Origin of the sequence: Acinetobacter sp. YH12135, assembly GCF_013418565.1 — a bacterium.
GTDB lineage: Bacteria > Pseudomonadota > Gammaproteobacteria > Pseudomonadales > Moraxellaceae > Acinetobacter > Acinetobacter towneri.
In genome coordinates this window covers 66,989-86,115 of the sequence record NZ_VPBU01000008.1, presented here as the reverse complement: position 1 = coordinate 86,115, position 19,127 = coordinate 66,989, and the positions used below count along the sequence as shown (strand labels likewise).

15 protein-coding genes are annotated in these 19,127 nt (G+C 42.4%); 6 read left to right on the top strand and 9 right to left on the bottom strand.

The annotated features are described in order from the left end of the window. Positions 1 to 86 precede the first annotated feature (86 nt). Entirely contained in the window at positions 87 to 1,787 is a 1,701-nt protein-coding gene (locus FTU70_RS06380) for a GGDEF domain-containing protein (protein ID WP_180060362.1), read from the bottom strand. 373 nt (positions 1,788 to 2,160) lie between these two features. On the opposite strand from FTU70_RS06380, the gene FTU70_RS06375 reads away from it, so the two are divergent. Both FTU70_RS06375 and omp33-36 read left to right on the top strand, forming a co-directional pair. Beyond that, positions 2,161 to 2,343: a hypothetical protein gene (locus FTU70_RS06375; protein WP_180060350.1), complete on the top strand. Its 183-nt coding sequence runs from the start codon at positions 2,161 to 2,163 to the stop codon at positions 2,341 to 2,343. A gap of 513 nt (positions 2,344 to 2,856) precedes the next feature. Next, complete coding sequence (gene omp33-36, locus FTU70_RS06370) at positions 2,857 to 3,774, top strand: porin Omp33-36 (RefSeq protein WP_373685317.1); 918 nt, start codon at positions 2,857 to 2,859, stop codon at positions 3,772 to 3,774. A 90-nt stretch (positions 3,775 to 3,864) separates the two neighbouring features. Here omp33-36 and FTU70_RS06365 read toward each other — a convergent pair whose 3' ends face one another. The 3 genes from FTU70_RS06365 to FTU70_RS06355 form a co-directional block, all read right to left on the bottom strand. Further along, positions 3,865 to 4,563, bottom strand: coding sequence for an ion channel (locus FTU70_RS06365; protein ID WP_180060348.1), 699 nt, complete (start codon positions 4,561 to 4,563; stop codon positions 3,865 to 3,867). A gap of 193 nt (positions 4,564 to 4,756) precedes the next feature. Then, complete coding sequence (locus FTU70_RS06360; protein ID WP_180060347.1) at positions 4,757 to 6,466, bottom strand: cation acetate symporter; 1,710 nt, start codon at positions 6,464 to 6,466, stop codon at positions 4,757 to 4,759. A 1-nt stretch (position 6,467) separates the two neighbouring features. After that, a complete protein-coding gene (locus tag FTU70_RS06355) occupies positions 6,468 to 6,800 on the bottom strand; it encodes a DUF485 domain-containing protein (RefSeq protein ID WP_180060346.1) in 333 nt (110 codons plus the stop codon). 185 nt (positions 6,801 to 6,985) lie between these two features. On the opposite strand from FTU70_RS06355, the gene FTU70_RS06350 reads away from it, so the two are divergent. Both FTU70_RS06350 and FTU70_RS06345 read left to right on the top strand, forming a co-directional pair. Further along, complete coding sequence (locus FTU70_RS06350) at positions 6,986 to 10,477, top strand: PAS domain-containing hybrid sensor histidine kinase/response regulator (protein WP_180060345.1); 3,492 nt, start codon at positions 6,986 to 6,988, stop codon at positions 10,475 to 10,477. 506 nt (positions 10,478 to 10,983) lie between these two features. Then, positions 10,984 to 11,751, top strand: a complete 768-nt coding sequence (locus tag FTU70_RS06345) for a hypothetical protein (RefSeq protein WP_179991380.1) — start codon at positions 10,984 to 10,986, stop codon at positions 11,749 to 11,751. A 99-nt stretch (positions 11,752 to 11,850) separates the two neighbouring features. Here FTU70_RS06345 and FTU70_RS06340 read toward each other — a convergent pair whose 3' ends face one another. Together FTU70_RS06340 and FTU70_RS06335 are read right to left on the bottom strand one after the other, a co-directional pair. Further along, positions 11,851 to 13,551, bottom strand: a complete 1,701-nt coding sequence (locus tag FTU70_RS06340; protein ID WP_180060344.1) for an NAD-dependent malic enzyme — start codon at positions 13,549 to 13,551, stop codon at positions 11,851 to 11,853. Between the two features lie 170 nt (positions 13,552 to 13,721). After that, the gene (locus FTU70_RS06335; protein WP_004970219.1) at positions 13,722 to 14,003 is read right to left on the bottom strand and encodes a DUF2798 domain-containing protein; all 282 of its coding nucleotides are present in this window, start codon (positions 14,001 to 14,003) and stop codon (positions 13,722 to 13,724) included. 195 nt (positions 14,004 to 14,198) lie between these two features. On the opposite strand from FTU70_RS06335, the gene argS reads away from it, so the two are divergent. Together argS and FTU70_RS06325 are read left to right on the top strand one after the other, a co-directional pair. Further along, positions 14,199 to 15,989, top strand: coding sequence for an arginine--tRNA ligase (gene argS, locus FTU70_RS06330; protein WP_180060343.1), 1,791 nt, complete (start codon positions 14,199 to 14,201; stop codon positions 15,987 to 15,989). Between the two features lie 34 nt (positions 15,990 to 16,023). After that, positions 16,024 to 16,632, top strand: coding sequence for an SPOR domain-containing protein (locus FTU70_RS06325; RefSeq protein WP_004970222.1), 609 nt, complete (start codon positions 16,024 to 16,026; stop codon positions 16,630 to 16,632). 95 nt (positions 16,633 to 16,727) lie between these two features. Here FTU70_RS06325 and FTU70_RS06320 read toward each other — a convergent pair whose 3' ends face one another. The 3 genes from FTU70_RS06320 to FTU70_RS06310 all read right to left on the bottom strand — a co-directional run bounded on the left by FTU70_RS06320 (position 16,728) and on the right by FTU70_RS06310 (position 18,884). After that, positions 16,728 to 17,381, bottom strand: coding sequence for a glutathione S-transferase family protein (locus tag FTU70_RS06320; protein WP_004970224.1), 654 nt, complete (start codon positions 17,379 to 17,381; stop codon positions 16,728 to 16,730). A gap of 124 nt (positions 17,382 to 17,505) precedes the next feature. Further along, positions 17,506 to 17,904: an OsmC family protein gene (locus FTU70_RS06315; protein WP_004970227.1), complete on the bottom strand. Its 399-nt coding sequence runs from the start codon at positions 17,902 to 17,904 to the stop codon at positions 17,506 to 17,508. Positions 17,905 to 17,936: 32 nt separating this feature from the next. After that, positions 17,937 to 18,884 (bottom strand): pirin family protein, encoded by a 948-nt coding sequence (locus tag FTU70_RS06310; RefSeq protein WP_004970229.1) that lies wholly within the window; start codon positions 18,882 to 18,884, stop codon positions 17,937 to 17,939. Between the last annotated feature and the right edge of the window lie 243 nt (positions 18,885 to 19,127).

Sequence of the window (19,127 nt, the reverse complement as noted above, 5' to 3'; positions counted from 1 at the left end):
ATACAGATTCAGCACAAACTTGTGCTGAATCTTTCACTCTAGGCTTTTTATCACTTCGGAAATGCTCGTGGATCAATTACTGTGACTTAGCCACCAGCAACGGCATTGCGCCCACGTGCTTTGGCTCTAAATAAGTGTTTATCGGCTTTTTCCAACAATCTGCTCCATGACGCAGCACCCACCGCCACGCCAGCACTGACCGACACTTGAATATAATCATTCAGTTCTGGAATAAAAATTTCTTGATTCACAATATGGCAGCGCAATTTATCTGCCAAATACAGCGCCTCAGTAAATTCTATTTGCTCAATCAAAACCAAAAACTCATCGCCACCATAACGCACCACCAAGTCTGAGGCACGGACATGCGCTTTGAGAGTATCGGCAATACATTTTAAAGCTTGGTCACCTACCACATGCCCGAAGGTATCGTTAATGTGTTTGAATTTATCCACATCCATAATAATCAGACCAGTTTTGCTCAATTTTTCAGGTCGATGTTCTAAATATTTGATGTATTCCTCAAGCGCCAAACGGTTGGAAACACCAGTTAAGGCATCGGTATTGGCAATATTACGCAGCTGAAATTCTAAAATATCGCGCTGCTCTAGGCGTTGTTTTAATTTTTGAATGGCCTCTAAGAGCGTCACCTTGTCTGGATTTTGCGTCCCTTGAGCTTCATCATCATAAGCTGCCAAGCGTAAAATTTGGCTGCGTGCCTGAATTAAAGGAATAAAGACCTTTGAGCGCGCATAGACCATGGTGAAAATAGCAGCCAATAACGAAATAATTGACGCTACTAGGGTTAAAATGAAAATACGCTGAGCTTGATGATAATCTTTGTGCGCAACCTGCAAACTGTGCGCTAATATAAATGACTGCAAACTGACCACAGTGTTGAATTTATCCACCATTTTTTGGGTGAGTTCAGTGCCTGTCAATGAATAGGGTTGCCCATCAATACTTTGCTGAATCAATTGATTGACGATAGGAATTCCCTCATCCAGAAACTCCTTTTTTAATTGATCATGCAAAATATTATATTCAGGAATTTTATGTGCTTCAGGCAAAATGGTATGGATTAAATCCCACAAATAATAAGCTTGGCGTTGGGTTTGCAAAGAGCTCGCCAAATTGGTTTCAGGAATTTTTTCAGCAAACGTTACCGCGGCAATAATATTGGATGCCACCCTTCCCGCTTGATCACGCAAATCTGAAAGAACAAAAATCACACTATAATAGGTCGATACCGATGAGTCTTTTGCCACTGAATCGAGCATGACGTGTTTCAGCACATGCTGAGAACTGTCCCATGCCGCAAACATTTTTTGAATCGCATGATCCATCTGTTGAGAGCTACGCAAATGCTGTAGAGTTGCTGCATATTCATCGACCGCCTGACGCCCTTGTTCTAAAGCGGTCTTTAATTGATGCGATAAATGATGCGCATGGATAATAAAACCTTCTTTTCTTAAAATATTGATGGTCTTTTCTACTTGTTGATCCACGTCAGCACGGTACGCTTTCAGTTCTTGTAAATTTTGCCGAAATTCAGCTGCTGAACTCGACATGACTTTGTTTGCAGGTGCTCGTTCACGCGAAATACTATTGGTCAGTTCAGCCACTTTGCCTAATACAGAAATTTCAATTAAAGCACGTTTTGTTTTTTGATAACTCTGATAACTATTCACCATCAGAGGAACGCAAATAAAAAGCAATGACACGATAATAATGATCATCGAGATCAACAGTCGCTGACTGATATGCTCTGTGCGCAATTTCATCATCATGCTAAGTTTCACCTACGTCATTATAACTGTGCAAAATCGTGGACTTGATCACTTAATCGGCGAATATATTACATGAGCAATCTTTAAATTACTTACAAAAAAGATAATTAATTCACTTATATTTTAAAGCCGTCTAACTAAGTCATCTCATTCAAGAAAATTTCTAAAAGCATGCCCTGCGCCGACTTACCTAAAACAACAAATACAAAAAATAATGTTTCAGCATGCAGAAAATATTTTACATATGCAACATTTGGGTGCATAATGCACCTCATTAGGGCGAGTTTAGTTTTTCCTCAGCAGTAAACTAAATTTACCCGCAAATTTTGGCGAAAAATCCCAGTTTTTGAAAGAAAACTGGGATTTTTTTATGGGTTTTGATCATATCACACCCTCAAAATGCACCATATCAGTGCAATTTTCGCAAAACCATTTGCGTTTTCACATGCAAAAAAAACCCAACCTTGGGGAAAGTTGGGCAGATAAAAAGCAAACAATTATGGAGAATCAGATCGCACTACTGGATGAACCAAGCTTAGGATTTGATGGTTAAATTATGAGATAAGTCACATAATTTACAAACCCGACTTAAGTAGTAGGACTTCATGGTGGAATTATGAAATAAATCACAGTTTATGTAAAGCCCAGTCAACTAGTCTGATTTATTTTTATACAAATAGTCAAAATTAATGTGATTAAATTCACATTATGCCGACTATTCCACTAAAATTTATTCTGAACAGACCCTATTTTTAGTTTGTTTTTTATCCAAAAATCATGATTTCACCCTAAAACAGGTGAATTTTTCCGTTATTCTTCACTCTCCAAGAATTATTATTACAGATAATTTCAATTAAATTTATCGATTAATCCAATTAATGCTTTGCTTATTATTTCTACTTTTGTTGCAAAAACGAACATATCGACTTGTTATCCATACAGTTTTTAGGTTGACAGCAAAAATTTTATTTGAATATTTTTTAAACAACAAAGTCAATTGGACTTAATTCTTAAATAAAGTCCTTTTAGTTCATTGACTTAATAATTTGTTACACTAAAATGATCAATGTTTCATCCATTTTTAACAAAACTGGTAACTATCATGAAAAAACTCGGTTTAGCCACTGCATTATTATTAGCCATGACCGGTGCTCAAGCGTACCAATTCGAAGTTCAAGGTCAATCTGAATACATCGACAATACAGTAAACGATAAGAATTTCACTGGTGCTATTCAAGGTACTTACTACTTCAAAAATGTTGATGCGACTAAAGGTCCATTGGCTGAAGCTGCGTTCTTAAACCAAGCTTCTAACTTCTCTTTAGCATACAACTATGGTGAATACGATGTAGATGCTGATAAAGCAGATTTCGTATATCATGTTTATGGTGCTAAAGCTGAAGCGTATGTACCAACACAATTGGTTCCTGTTTATGCTAGTGCAGCATATAGCCATACAATTAATGACAGCAAAAATAACCTTAAATTTGATGACCAAGGTGACCGTTATGCCTTAGAACTTGGTGCAGTAGTAGCGCCTAACTTCTTGGTTGCGGTAGGTTATACAAGCGTTGCAGACCAAGATTCTTATGACGCTTTCAATATCCTTGCTAATGGTGTTGCTAAAGCAGCGCTTGAGTCAGACACAATTGATCAAGACCAAGACGCAATCACTGCACGTACAAAATATGTAGGCGCAATTGACGGCACCAATATGGCTGTTGGTTTTGAAGCAGGTCTTGTATATGGTGAAGATACTATGTACAACTTAAAAACTGATCTTTACTTAACACCAGCACTTAGCGTGGGTGCTTCTTATGCAGAAACAAGTGCTAATACTGATGTCGATTCTGCTTGGGGCGCGAACGTAAACTACTTCATCACTCCTGCAGTTGCTGTAGGTGCTAGCTATGTAAATGCGAATGCTGTTGGTGTAGCTCGTGACACTCAAACTGTTGGTGTAAACGCTAAATTCCGTTTCTAATTTCACATTAGATACTGATGTTAAAAAAGACGCTCATCTGAGCGTCTTTTTTAATGCCTGAAATATGTCATGAAAAATTTACACGCTGTTTTACTCAGCTGAATCATCGTGGTGATTATGCGGTAAGTGGCGAATGTATTGCAATGCGATTAAACGTGACACGATCAATGCCAAATACATTACCCCACAGAACATTTGCAACATGGCAATCACCCGTGCTTCAGGACTGATCGGTATAAGATCAGATAAGCCTGTCGCAGACTGCAAACTAAAACTTAAAAACAGTAAATCAAGCCAGCTTTGTAAACCTGCAGCATTTGGATTCTGAAAACTCTGTGGAATCAGAATCTGGCAAATGCTATATAAAAAGGCAAATCCCCAAGCAATTAAAGTAAAGACTGCTGCCGCAGCAAACAACTCATCTTTGGTTAAATAACGGTCATGGAACATATAGCGCAATAAGCCATACGCTGCGCTAAAATAGGCTGCAGCTTCACAAGCATGACTCATCACCAAAATAAGAGGATGCCGCACACCTAGTAAAATAAAGAATGAAAAGAACAAAGCCGCATAAACAAAACTGAGCCCCAAAACACTCAACATTGGCGTTTGTCGAATCACTTTAGCAATGAGCAGCAATACCAATACCCCCACCATCCACGTGATGACTTTATAGGGCATGTTGTGATGTGCAAAGAGTGAGAGCAGCAAAATCAAAAACTGCAAAAACAACAGCCATGCCGAAGGCAAGACCCGAAATCTTTTCCAGACATTGTCTAATATGTACATACATCTACTGCCTATTCTTTTTATATTGCATCCAACATAGCAGCTTATTTACGCATGCAATGCAATCACTCTGTATCAAAATTGCATATCACAATAACCGTATCCATAAATGCTCACCAGCATGCTTGCTCAAGCCAACATACAGGCATAAAAAAAGTCCCATGACTGGGACTTTTTTGAGGTGTTTCAGACCTTAGTGGTCAGATGCACCAGAGATACCGATACCTGTTTGTGAGCGTACGAACTGTGCATCGAATGCTTTACGTTCAGCTTGTGCTTGCGCAGAGTTGTCAGTGATAGAGAACAACCAGCAGCAGAAGAATGAAAGTGGCATTGCAAAGATCGCAGGACCATTGAACGGGTTGATTGGTGTATCAGAAATTTGAAGCGTATCTACCCAAACTGCTTTAGACAATACAATCAAGGTTACTGCTGAAACTAAGCCTGCTACCCCACCAATCACTGCACCACGAGTCGTTAAGCCTTTCCAGAACATAGACAATACAAGTACTGGGAAGTTTGCACATGCCGCTACAGAGAACGCCAAACCAACCATGAACGCAACGTTTTGTTTCTCGAAAAGAATACCCAAGATCATTGCGAAGATTGCTAAACCTAAAGTCGCAATTTTAGACATGCGAAGTTCAGATTCAGGTGTCGTTTGACCTTTCTTGAATACGTTAGCATACAAGTCGTGTGAGATTGCTGAAGCACCAGACAATGTCAAACCAGCAACTACCGCAAGAATTGTTGCGAATGCTACTGCTGAAATGAAGCCCATGAACAAGTCACCGCCAACCGCATCAGACAAGTGCACCGCAGCCATGTTGTTACCACCAACAAGTTCTAACTTGCCAGTTACTGCCATTTTCGCAACATCAAGGAATTGTGGGTTGTTTGATACGTAAAGGATCGCACCAAAACCAATGATGAAGGTTAATAGGTAGAAGTAACCAATGAAACCTGTTGCAACCACTACTGATTTACGTGCTTCTTTCGCGTCTTTTACTGTGAAGAAACGCATCAAGATGTGTGGTAAACCTGCAGTACCGAACATTAACGCAAGACCAAGTGAAATCGCATCAATTGGGTTAGACGCTAATTTACCAGGACCCATAATGTTTGCAGCATCTGCCAAGCTCAAGTCATGTACTTTAGCGAAGACTTGGATCGATTGCTCAAACATGTTAGTGAAGCTGAAGCCCACACCTTTCATTACCATGAAGGCCATGAAAGTTGCACCTGAAAGTAACATCACCGCTTTGATGATCTGTACCCAAGTTGTTGCCAACATACCACCAAACATTACGTAAGCCATCATGAGTAGACCCACGATTACTACTGCAAGGTTGTAGTTCAAACCAAAGAGAAGTTTGATTAACTGACCCGCACCTACCATTTGTGCAATCAGGTAGAATGCAACTACGACAAGCGAACTGAATGCTGCAAGGGTACGTACTGGCTTTTCAGCTAAACGGAACGATACAACGTCAGATAGGTTATATTTACCTAAGTTACGTAAACGCTCAGCAATCAAGAACAATACGATTGGCCAACCGACCATGAAGCCAAGTGAATACAGCAAGCCGTCAAAGCCTGACATAAACACCATTGCGGAAATACCCAGGAACGACGCTGCTGACATATAGTCACCTGCAATCGCGAGACCATTTTGGAAACCTGAAATACCACCACCTGCGGTATAGAAGTCCTTAGTGCTTGTGGTTTGCTTCGCTGCCCATTTAGTAATGAACAAAGTTGCGCCCACGAAAATCAAGAACATAATAATTGCAGGCCAGTTGGTTGGCTGCTGTTCTGCTGCACCTAAATCTGGTCCTGCAAATGCCATACCTGACATTAATACAGTAGACGCAGCCAGTGCTTTCAATGAATTCCATTTCATCTTAGTGCGTTCCTTTCTCATGTGTAATTGCTTCAACTTCACGCATCGCTTCTTCGTTCAATTGGTCAAGTTTGCTATTCGCAATTGATGAATAAACAGCACACAAAATGAAAGATAAAACGATAATGCTCAGACCTAATGGAATACCCCAAGTCGTCACACCGCCAGAAATTGAACTCAATAAGAATTCTTTGTTATAGCCCACTAAAAGCATGAAACCTACGTACACAAACAACATGATTGCTGTTAATGTCCAACTTAGGTTACTTTTTCTGCGAACCATTTCTTTGAATTTTGGGTTTTGTAGAATGCGTTCTACTTGTACCTCATCCATAACCTGCTCCTTCAAGCGCCCTGCCTTAGGCGCAAATTTTTAATTCGAATTATTTCGAACTTAAAATTAACAATGTTGGAGCCGATTTGCAATTTAGACTTTGGTCGCTAAAAAAATGATCAACCTCAGCGCAAAGGCAATGGAATAGGCTATCATAGCCCTATTGTCGATACTTTTAAGGCATCATGAACAGCTGGCTCATTATGGGGGTTTTAGCCCTCTATATCGCATTACTTTTTATCTGTGCTTTCTATGGGGAAAAACACGCCAGTCGTTTAAGCACGCGTGGGCGCATGCTCATGTTCAGCTTAACTTTAGGGGTGTACTGTTCATCATGGACTTTTTATGGTGCAACGGGCGCAGCCGTTCGTGAAGGGATCATTTTTTTACCCATTTATTTAGGGCCATTGCTGTTTGTCGCTGTTGGTTATGATATTTGGCGACGTTTAGGTCGAGTGCGACAACACCACGCCATTTCATCGATTGCTGACTTTGTTGCTGCACGTTACGGTAAAAGCGGGCCATTGGCATCACTGGTCACAATTTTGGCGGTGATTGCAATTATTCCCTATTTGGCTTTGCAATTACGCGCAATTGCGCTGAGTGCCGCAGTGATTTTGGATCAAAGCACCAATGTTGAAAGTACCACCAATGCGGTGTTATTCCTGACAGGTTTATTGGCTATTTTGGCGATGCTGTTTGGTACTCGACAAATTGCCAATACCGAACAACACGGCGGCTTAATGCTTGCGGTTGCCTTTGAGTCCTTTGTCAAACTATTTGCCTTGCTGGCTGTGGCCTTCTTCTTTGTATTTGAAGCGCCTGACAATATTCATCAAATTGCCAATGATGTTTCAATTACCTTCCATGAAGTACAGCTGTTTGGTGTGCCTGAAACCTTTTGGGTGCAAACCTTATTGGCGGCATTAGCGATTATTTGTTTGCCGCGTCAGTTTCACGTTGCTGTGGTCGAACTGCGCGATGAAAAACATATTCGGGGTGCGCGTCGCTGGTTTGCCGTTTATCTGATTTTAACCACCATCGCGATTGTTCCCATTGCCAGTTGGGCCTTGCACGCAGCTCCGCAATATTTAGCCATCCCAGATGTAGCGGTTTTGTCTTTGCCACTCAGTTATAACCAAGACTGGTTGACGCTGTTGGCGTTCTTGGGAGGATTCTCCGCCTCAACAGGCATGCTATTGGTATCTTCAGTAGCACTGTCGATCATGCTGAGTAATGACCTGATCATGCCTGCCTTGTGGCGCATGGGCATTTTCTCACGCCATGACAAGCGCTTGCCTTTGGTACTGAAATTCACCCGACGCATTTGTATTTTAGCGGTGATGCTGCTCGGCTTCCTGTTCTTCAACTTCTTTAACGATATTGATCAACTTTCTGTGTTTGGCTTGTTGGCCTTTAGTGCAGTGGCACAGTTCTCCCCTGCCCTGATTGGGGGGTTATATTGGCGTGGTGGCAGTAAACAGGGCGTTTATGCAGGCTTAATTGTTGGATTTGCGATGTGGGCCTATACCCTGCTACTTCCGACTATTTTACGCAGCCTGCCAAGTCAGTTCAGCGAGTTTACCCGTGAATTTTTATTGCTGGGACCTTTAGGCATCAACTGGTTACGCCCTGAAGCCTTGCTTGGCTTTGAATCTTTTGCCCCGCTCACACATGGGGTGGTTTGGGCGCTCGGTTTAAATATTTTGTTATATGTTTGGGTGTCACGTATTTTCCGCCCAAGTGTGGCAGAACAGATTCAGGCCGAAAGTTTCTTTTATTATGAAACCAAGCCTTTGCCAACTCAGAACATGAGCAACGAGGTCAGCTATTCACATCAGGATGTAGCGCGTTTAAAAGTAGGCGATTTAATCACACTGGCAAAACGCATTACAGGCGAATCTCCAACCCGACAAGCCTTTGAGCAGTTTAGTCAGCAAAATAATGTGGTGCTGAATGAAAATGCCAATGCCAACGGCATGTGGTGGCGTTTTACCGAACAATATTTGGCAGGCACCATTGGTGCAGCATCTGCGCGTACTTTGCTCACCACTGCCATGGTCAATAACGGACTCGCTTTAGGGCAAGTTGCGAATATTCTTGACCAAGCCTCACAATGGCAACGCTTTAACCAAAACCTAATCATGACCATGATTGACCACATGACCCAAGGCGTGAGTGTGGTAGATGAAAATATGTGTTTGGTAGCATGGAATAATCAATATCTCAAACTATTTGATTATCCTAAAGATATTGTCTATGTCGGGTGCCCAATTGCCGATTTGATTCGCTATAACGCAGAACGTGGTGAATGTGGTCCGGGCTCAATTGAAGAACACGTGCGTAAACGTATTCACTGGATGAAAATGGGCAGTGCACACGAGTTTGAACGCATCCGTAAAGATGGTCGTGTAATTCAAATGCGTGGTAATCCAATTGAAGGCGGTGGTTTCGTGACCACCTTTGCCGATATTACCGCTTTCCGTGAAAACGAAGCCGTACTTGAAGCACGGGTACAAGATCGCACACAACAATTGGCCGATGCTTTGGCAGAACAGCAATTGGCACGTGAACAAGCCGACAAAGCCAATATGTCCAAAAGCCGCTTTATTGCCGCTGCCAGTCATGACTTATTACAGCCAATGCATGCAGCGCGCTTATTCAGTACGGCTTTAGAGCAAAGTATTCAGTCCGATGAAGACCGTAAAACCCTGCAACAACTGGATCGTGCCCTGCATGGTGCAGAAAGTATGATCTCGGCCTTGTTGGATATTGCCCGCTTGGAAGGCGGTACGATTCAGCCGAAACGTCAGGCTTATCCACTGCATGACTTACTCAGCGATTTAAGCCTGCAATTTAAATCCATTGCGGCACAACGTGGCATTGAATTCCGTGTGCATGACGTACAGTTCTGGATTGATACCGACCCACAATGGATTCGTCGTATTATTCAAAACTTTGTCAGCAATGCGCTGCGCTATACCGCCAAAGGGCGTGTGGTCGTGGGCGTGTTACGTTCTGCAGAACATCCACAGCATATTCGGATTGGGGTGTGGGATACCGGTCCGGGTATTGCCGAAGAACAACGTATTAAACTGTTTCAGGAATTTGAGCGTTGCGGACATACGTCGCCTTGGGGTGAGCAAGGTCTAGGTCTTGGGTTAGCGATTGTGCAGCGTATGACCAGTTTGCTGAACTACCCTGTGCATGTCTATTCGGAATTGGGCAAAGGCTCGTGCTTTATGATTGAAGTGCCGATTGTAGAAGCACCAAAAGTGGTGGCAGCGCCTGTGCAAGTGGTACCAATGAAAACTAAAGCCTACAAAATTTTATGTCTGGATAATGATGAGACCATTTTGGAAGGCATGGCGACCCTGCTGAGTAAATGGGGCTATCACGTATTTAAAGCCACCGAACCTGAACAAGCAATTGAGTTGATTCAACGTGAGCACATTCAAGTTTGGTTGGTCGATCAGCACTTAAATGACGATAAAATCGGTTTAGATTTTATTCTGGAACATCGTCAAGCCGATGTACCTGTGGCGTTAATTACTGCTGACTCTGATCCAGAATTGCCGCAGCGCTTAAAAGAGCTGAATATTGTATTGCTGAAAAAACCGTTAAAACCAGCATCGCTGCGTTCTTGGTTATCTGGACTGAAAATTTCAGGCAGCTGATAGCAATAAAACTTTGTCTGTCCCGCTTTAAACTGTGCTTGATTCAAGCCATGTTTAAAGTGCAAGGCAGGCAAAGCTATTCAATATCCGTCTTGTGGCGGCTTGAAGCTGTTTTACCAACTGCAACCCTAGACCACTCAAAAAATAACAGATTGCCTGTAAAGTGTCACAGCCATTGGCCTGATGCACAACACCCATTGACCAAAGTTTTCAAAAATGTCGCGTTTTGAGTGCCTGCCCTTCACATTAAATACCATCACCTCACTGGCTATGGCAAAGTCTGACAAGATGGTAAGTGAATATGCTCAATAAATTTTACAATTTTTCTAAGCCCTGAGTTTGTCGTTATTTTTTGCCCTTATCGCCAAAACATTAGACTTTAGTCGTATATGCTTAAAACGCTTCATGCGCGCATAACTGAGTACAAGAAATGATCAATTGGCTGGTGTAGCCTGTATAAATACTGCGATTGATCAACCCTTCTTCTCATTTTAGGAAGTGATGTCATGAATTTAGCTGAATATGAACAGCAGCTTGCCGAACAATCTCAGCAGCTGCATCGTCAATACGGCGTCAATGCGCTCTTACCCGAAATTCAATGGAATCAACTGTTCCCCAATAGCAAACTCAGTTCCACTCATCTTCAAGCTTTGGAAACCATTTACCAAAGTGCTGTGCCCTTAGCCTTGCAGGTTTTTGAAGAGTTAAACTTTGATGTATTTAGTCCTGCAGCGTATAAACCTCAAGGTTTAGGTCTGTTCGAGAAACTTGCAGATCAGGAACAACAATTACTCAGCCTTTTGGAGCAAGAAGCTCAAGGCCTAGATGAACCTACCCGCCAACATATTTGGAGTATATTATTGCGCGGTGGTGCCGTACTGGTCTTTAAAGCATGGTTGGGCAAAGTCAAAACCGATACAGCACAGCTCGACACCTCTCAATTTGATGAGCTGTCCGATTTACTGTTTATTAAAACCCCACCCTTTGAATTGGCAGAACGCTTGAATATTAATGCACATGCCCCTGCCGAACATATTTTTCTGTTATATGGCAATGACGTGTATTTAGACCGTTTTAACAGTCTCGAAACCGCAGCGCTATTTGTCGATTTAGGCGTCTATGATGCGGCTTTTTTAAGTCTAAGAGATGACCGTGTGGCTAAATACTTAATTGGGCAAGGCTATGTCAGCCAGCAACAAATTGATGAATTACAATGTGCTTTAAATCCATTAAATTGTGCCGATTTAAATCTGAAACAGAATTATATTGCCTAGGGTTTGTTGAGCATTGCATTAAAAAACAAGGCGTGCCAATGGCACGCCTTGTTGGTTCGTCTATCTGCCAATTTAGACAGTAAAATCAAATAATGTGCCTTAAAAAGTTACTCGCTTATAGTCACGGTAAGCAGGCTTCCAAAAGTTTGCTTCTATTGCCTCTCGTAATGCCTCATCACTCATGACAGCTGCAACGCCTGCATCCATTGCTGCTTTTGCGACTCTAAATGCAATAAATTTAGACACCTGCTGAATTTCATTTAAATCAGGCAATAAATCTGCATTTGGATCCTGCAACAATGGTGAGCAGTCCGCCAGCGCATTACTGGATGCAATTAACATACTGTCTGTCACACGTGTTGCCCCTGCAGCGATTACCCCTAAGCCAATACCTGGGAAAATATACGAGTTATTGCATTGGGAAATATTATAAAGTTTGCCCTGATAGTTCACTGGCTCAAATGGGCTACCTGTTGCAATTAAGGCCTTGCCTTCAGTCCACTCCAAAATATCGGCAGGAAATGCTTCAACTTGTGAGGTTGGGTTTGACAATGGCAACACAATTGGACGCTCGCAATTGGCAGCCAAGGTTTTAATCACCTCTTCAGTAAATAAACCCGGTTGCCCCGAAACCCCAATCAATACCGTTGGCTTGGCGTTTTGAATGACGTCCAACAGAGAAATCACACCTTCAGGATTGCCCCAATGTGCAACACGGTCAGGACTTTGTGCCAATTTACGTTGGAAATCGAGCAAGTTTGGCTGATTGCTGGTGAATAAGCCAAAACGATCCACCATATACACACGAGCACGTGCTTCAGCATCGCTTAAGCCTTCCACCACCATTTGCGCCACAATTTGCTCGGCAATACCACATCCTGCAGAACCCGCGCCCAAAAAGGCAATGGTTTGATCTTTCAGCTGCTTGCCTGCCGCACGTGATGCAGCAATTAAACTGCCCACAGATACAGCAGCAGTGCCCTGAATATCATCATTAAAACAGCAAATCTGATCACGATATTTATTCAGCAAGGGCATGGCATTTTTCTGAGCAAAATCTTCAAACTGAATCAATGCCTTTGGCCAACGGCGTTTCACCGCATCAATCACCTGATCGACAAATTGATAGTATTCCTCACCACTAATACGTGGCTGATTCCAGCCCATATAGATCGGATCATTCAGTAATTGTGGGTTATTGGTGCCTACATCTAAGGTAATGGGTAAGGTATAGGCAGGACTAATACCGCCACATGCTGTATATAAAGACAGTTTTCCAATTGGAATACCCATGCCGCCAATGCCCTGATCACCCAAGCCTAAAATACGCTCACCATCGGTAATCACAATGACTTTGACATTCTTTTTATTGATGTTTTGTACAATATCATCAATATGGGCACGGTCTGGATAGGAAATAAAAATACCCCGATGACGGCGGTAAATATCGGAAAAACGCTGACATGCCTCGCCTACAGTTGGGGTGTAAATAATAGGCATCATTTCACTCAAATGCTGTTCAATCAGGTGATAAAACAGGGTTTCATTGGTGTCCTGAATGTTGCGCAAATAAATATGCTTGTTGATGGCATCGCTAAAAGCAGAATATTGCTGATACGAACGCTGGCTTTGTTCTTCAATATTTTCAATTGCATGTGGAATTAAGCCATGCAAGTTAAAACGGGTGCGTTCTTCTTCTGAAAATGCAGAACCTTTATTTAATAAAGGCAATTCTAAAAGGCCGTTGCCCGCATAGGGAATATATAAAGGACGTTTCTGCTGCAAATTTGCGGTTGTCATTGTTCATCTCATTCTAATCGGTTGCTGATGGCGCATGGATTGAGATGCACCATCTGACATCTGACTAGCTTAGCCCGAATTGCAGCAAATAGGGCATTTAGAAGTTTGATAACCAAATCTGAATGATTTTTATTTCTGATAGCCCATGTTATATAGGCATCGAACCTAATTTATTTGGGTGGTTGCAGTGGCGTCATATCTACAATTAAGCCAGTGAACTTACGCACCAAAGGCAGCACACATAATACGACTGGAAAAGCAAACGCCCAAGAAATCATCCAGTTATGCAACCACAGGGTAAAAAATCCCTCAATCCAGCCCAAATTTCGGATCATATTAATCAACGAAATGATGCCACTCATCAAACATGATAAAAAGAAAGGCATTACCACCGTGGCCCATTTCATGGGTAATTTGGGTACATTGCCAAAAATCATTGCACGTTGTTTCATGCTCTAGCCTTTTCGCCTCACTGAATGCCGCATACTATGCCATGAATTGCTTGCTTAAAGGATGATTTTTCAGGCAATTTGTTCATGCTTAGCTACAATCTCTGAAATTCGATAAAGCATACAATTGCACTCCCCTAAAGCCCCTGAAATTTGCTATATTTAGCGTTTTTCTGCACATCTATTTTTCGACTAAATATGAATACGGCAATACAAGCAGCGCTCGATCATGCAGTGCAATCCCTTCAAGCTGAAGGTGTACTCCCATCTGACTGGAACAATACGAGTAATTTAACCCGTACCAAAGACCGCAGCCACGGTGATTTCGCATCAAATATTGCCATGATTGCCTCTAAAGCCGCAGGCATGAAGCCACGCGATTTAGCCGAAAAAATTCTTGCTGCTCTGCCTGAAGTTGCAGACATCAGCAAAGCAGAGATTGCAGGTCCTGGTTTTATTAACTTCTTTTTAAATGCCGACCAGCGTTTTAGTGTTTTAGATCAAATTCAAGCACAAAAACAACAATTTGGACGCAGCCAAATCAATGCAGAAAAACGCATTCAGGTCGAGTTCGTTTCTGCTAACCCAACCTCAAGCCTACACGTGGGTCATGGTCGTGGTGCTGCTTATGGTATGACGGTTGCCAATTTACTTGAAGCCACAGGTGCTAAAGTTGACCGTGAATACTATGTCAATGATGCTGGCCGTCAAATGGATATTTTGGCGACTTCAACTTACTTGCGTTATTTGGAACTGGCAGGTCAAACGCTGGTGTTCCCCAAAAATGCGTATCAGGGTGACTACGTTAAAGACATCGCACAAAGCATTTTAAAACAGGATGGTGAACGCCATGTACGCCCTGTTGCAGATGTATATAACAATGTGCCTGAAGATGTGCAATATGCGGCAGAACTCGATGCCGATGGCAACAAAGTGGTCTTGTCGGGCGACAAAGAAAAACACATTGATGGTTTGATTTTCAATTCACAAACGCTCTTGGGTGATGATTACCGCGTGTTCCATCAGGCTGCGCTGAATGCTATTTTGGCCGACATTAAAGATGACTTGGGCGAGTTTGGTGTCACCTTTAACCAATGGTTTAGCGAAGCGTCATTGACTGAAAAAATTGATGAAGCTCTGCAAACACTAGATCAACGTGGTTATCTATACGAACAAGACGGCAATATCTGGTTTAAATCGACCGCATTTGGCGATGAAAAAGACCGTGTGGTGAAACGCCGCAATGGTCAAACCACTTACTTTGCTTCAGACATTGCTTATCACCTGAATAAATTACAACGTGGCTACACAGACCTAATTGATATTTGGGGTTCAGATCACCACGGTTATATTTCACGTGTGAAAGCGGCCATTGATGCACTAGGCTACGACTCGAAAAAATTAACGGTACTGTTAGTGCAGTTCGTGAGCTTATGGCGTGGTGGTGAAATGGTACAAATGTCATCCCGTTCAGGTCAGTACGTGACCTTGCGTGATTTGCGTAAAGAAGTCGGCAACGATGCTGCACGTTTCTATTACGTCATGCGCAAATCTGAACAGCACATTGACTTTGACCTAGATTTGGCCGTTTCACAAAGTAAAGACAATGCGGTCTACTATATTCAATATGCTCATGCACGTATTTGTCGTATGCTCGAAAAAACTGCTGCTACGCAATTGAATTTTAATGCGACAACTGCACGTCAGTTTGCCGCTAAACTTGAGCTAGATGCTGAAACTGAAATTTTAGCCAAACTGGCTGCGTATCCTGAAATTTTAGTACGTGCTGCCAACAGCCACGAACCGCATCAGGTAGGTAACTATTTGAAAGAATTAGCAGCATTGTTCCACGGTTGGTACAATGAGCATAAAGTTCTGAATGATGATGCAGCCTTGACTCAAGCACGCTTATTGCTTTCAGTAAACGTACAACAAGTCTTGCGTAATGGTTTAGAATTATTAGGTGTCTCTGCACCAGAAACAATGTAAAAGCCAAATAAAAGCATAACAAGAGGAAGTCCACGTGTTTGGAAAAACGCAACGCGGTGTATCTGAACGACCGAATAAGCCCAAAAAACCACTAATTCCAACGTGGTTAGGCACACTCGTGGTGATTTTAATCGTGTTGTGTTTTGCTGTAGCCTTAATGCTATGGAAACCGTGGGCACCTGTACAGCCTAAAGGGCAAATCAATTCTGAGCATTATCAGGAAGATACCAACAAAGACTATCGTTTTTATGATTTGCTGCCACAGCAACAGGTTACCCCAATTCCTGAGCAAGCGGTGCCTGAAACACAGCAACAGAATACCGTAGTCATTGTTGAAGCGCCTGCTGCTGTAGAGGCGCCAGCGGCCAGCGAAGCCAATGTTGGTCTGACAGAAATGCCTGCCCCTGTGGTACAAGCCAGCTATATTCTACAAGTGCGTAGCTATACCGACCCAGATGCTGCAGATGCACGTCGTGCCGAAATTATTTTGAATGGTTTATCGGCAGATGTAGTGAAAAGTGTAGAAGGTGGTGAAACTTGGTATCGGGTGATTTCAGGCCCTTATGATTCAGCCGATGCTGCAGTGATTGCTCAGCAAACTTTGCAGCATAGTGGAATTGATTCAATTGTCGTGAAACGCTAAGCCTCATTGTTATCAATCGACCAAAATCAATTAAAAAAAGATGCCTCGGCATCTTTTTTTAGGTCTATAGAACGATGTACTCACAAAAATCATCGCTAGATTTGCATTAACTGCTGCTCACGTTCGCGTGCACGCTGAAATGCAGGACGCTGTTCCACGCGTGCCAAATAAGCCGCAATCTGTGGATAATGATGCCCGGTACGGCTTTGCAATGCTTGGAGCGGGAAACCCATTTGAATATCGGCAAAAGAAAAATCCCCTGCAAAATAATCATGTTTGCCCAAATAATCTTCTAAATAAGCAATATGATCTTTTAAACGAGGCTGAATAAACCCTGCTTTAACACCTGCAGTAATTTTTTGCGCCATTGGTCGAACTAACCATGGCACATGCTGCGGCACATTGGTCATCACCAATTGCATCACTAACAATGGCATTAGCGAGCCTTCGGCATAATGCATCCAGTATTGATATGCTTGCTGTGCTGAAGCCTGCTGCGGTTTAAACTGCCTTTGCGTATCATAATGCTGCTGCAAGTACTCCAAAATGACTGCAGATTCTGCAATGGTCTGCTCTGCATCCGTCAAAATTGGTGCTTTACCCAATGGGTGAATCAGCTTCAATTCATTGGGCGCACTTAAATTGGGCTGACGGTGGTAAAACTTGATTTCATAGTCCAAACCCAGCTCTTCGAGCGCCCACAAAATGCGGAAAGAGCGGGATTGATCAAGGTGGTGTAAAGTAATCATAAACGTCCTATTTTGTTTTTATTACATCTGTTTTTAAGTGATTGTTATATCTTCTGTTTCACGCAACATTATAAAAAGGCATGTCCTGCATGCCTTTTTATAAGAGACGGATTCAACTCTAGGTTTAACCCAATTCAGTACGAATTTCCACACTGCGTAACAAGGTTTTCGTCACAGGTGTTTTTTGACAGATATTCAGTACTTTTTGCTGTAATTCTGCATCTAACGCTGCTTCAGTTTGCACACGGCGTTCAATCCACTCCTGCCCTTCCTGATTGGTAAAGAAGTCCGCCTCGACCTGAATTTTGCCAAAATCCAAACCCTTATGCTGTGCATACATACGCAAGGTAATCATGGTGCAAGCGACCAAACTGCTACATAACAGATCATAAGGTGCAGGACCTGCATCTTGACCACCTAACTTTTCAGGCTCATCTACCTTCCATTGGTGCTGACCACTTTGGATCTGACCTTGCCATGCCGTGTCTAAACTGCGTACCTGTGCTGTGCCAATCTTGGCCATAAGATGCTCCCTATAGATTGATATTCCATCATTTATTTTGATGCACGCATTTTTGCGGGGAAAGTCGGCGCTTCTAAACGTGGTCCATCGTAGTCTGGTATTGTGCCAAAACGAGGATCATGATTGACCCATTGCTCACGTGCAATGCTGAGTTCCTCTTGGGTACGACCGACGAGATTCCACCACAACAAAATTGGCGACTCAAAAGGTAAACCGCCCAATAGCAACAGACGCGCACCCGCATGTAAATCTAGCTGAATTTCGGTTAAGCCCGGTTCAAGCACCAGCATATTTTCATCGTTTAATTCATGCCCATGCACAGTGGCTGTGCCTTCCAGCATCATCAAACCATATTCAAATTTAGGATTCAGCGGCAAACGGGTTGTCGTGCTGGTTTCACTATAAATATCTACCCCTAGCAACTCACTATGTACTAATACTGGTGAAGTGGTATTTAAAAATTCACCAACTAAGATGGTAAATTCCACTCCATCTAGCAAAACCACAGGCAAGTCAGGGTAATGATCAAAACGTGGCGCCATATTGCGCTGATCATCAGGTAAAGCAATCCACAGTTGCGCTGTATGCATGTGTGTTTCGGTGTCGGGAGCAACTTCGGTATGTGAAATACCATAACCCGCGGTCATTAAATTAACCTGTTTGGGACGAATCAATTGCTTAGTACCCAAACTGTCGGTATGCATAATGCTGCCTTCAATCATCCAGGTGAATGTTTGCAAACCAATATGTGGATGCGGCCCGACATCTAAGCCTTCACCTTGTGGAAAATTAACAGGACCTGCGTGATCTAGAAAACACCATGCCCCAATCATGCGTTTATGCCGACTCGGTAAAGCACGTTTAATTAAAGTTCCCTGCCCAATTTCAGCACTACGCAGTGGAAATTCCTGTATAAATTGCTTGACGTACTTATCACAATCGTCTGAATTGGAAAGCTCGGTATAATTGCTGTTGCTCATCCTATACCTCTTATATTTCTGTAAATTCCTTGACTATTAAATATAGTAAATCACTAACGAAGAGCAAGATGAAATTTGTTGTTCTGATTTTTATGGTTCAAACTTGAACTACACCTTAAAATATATGGCATAATTTTGACCAAAATTTAAAAAAAATAGAGAAAATACCCAAATTTAGGGAGGTTATTTTTTCTGCATTTTGCGCATAATCCTCACTATAAGTTGTCAATTTGAGTAAATATC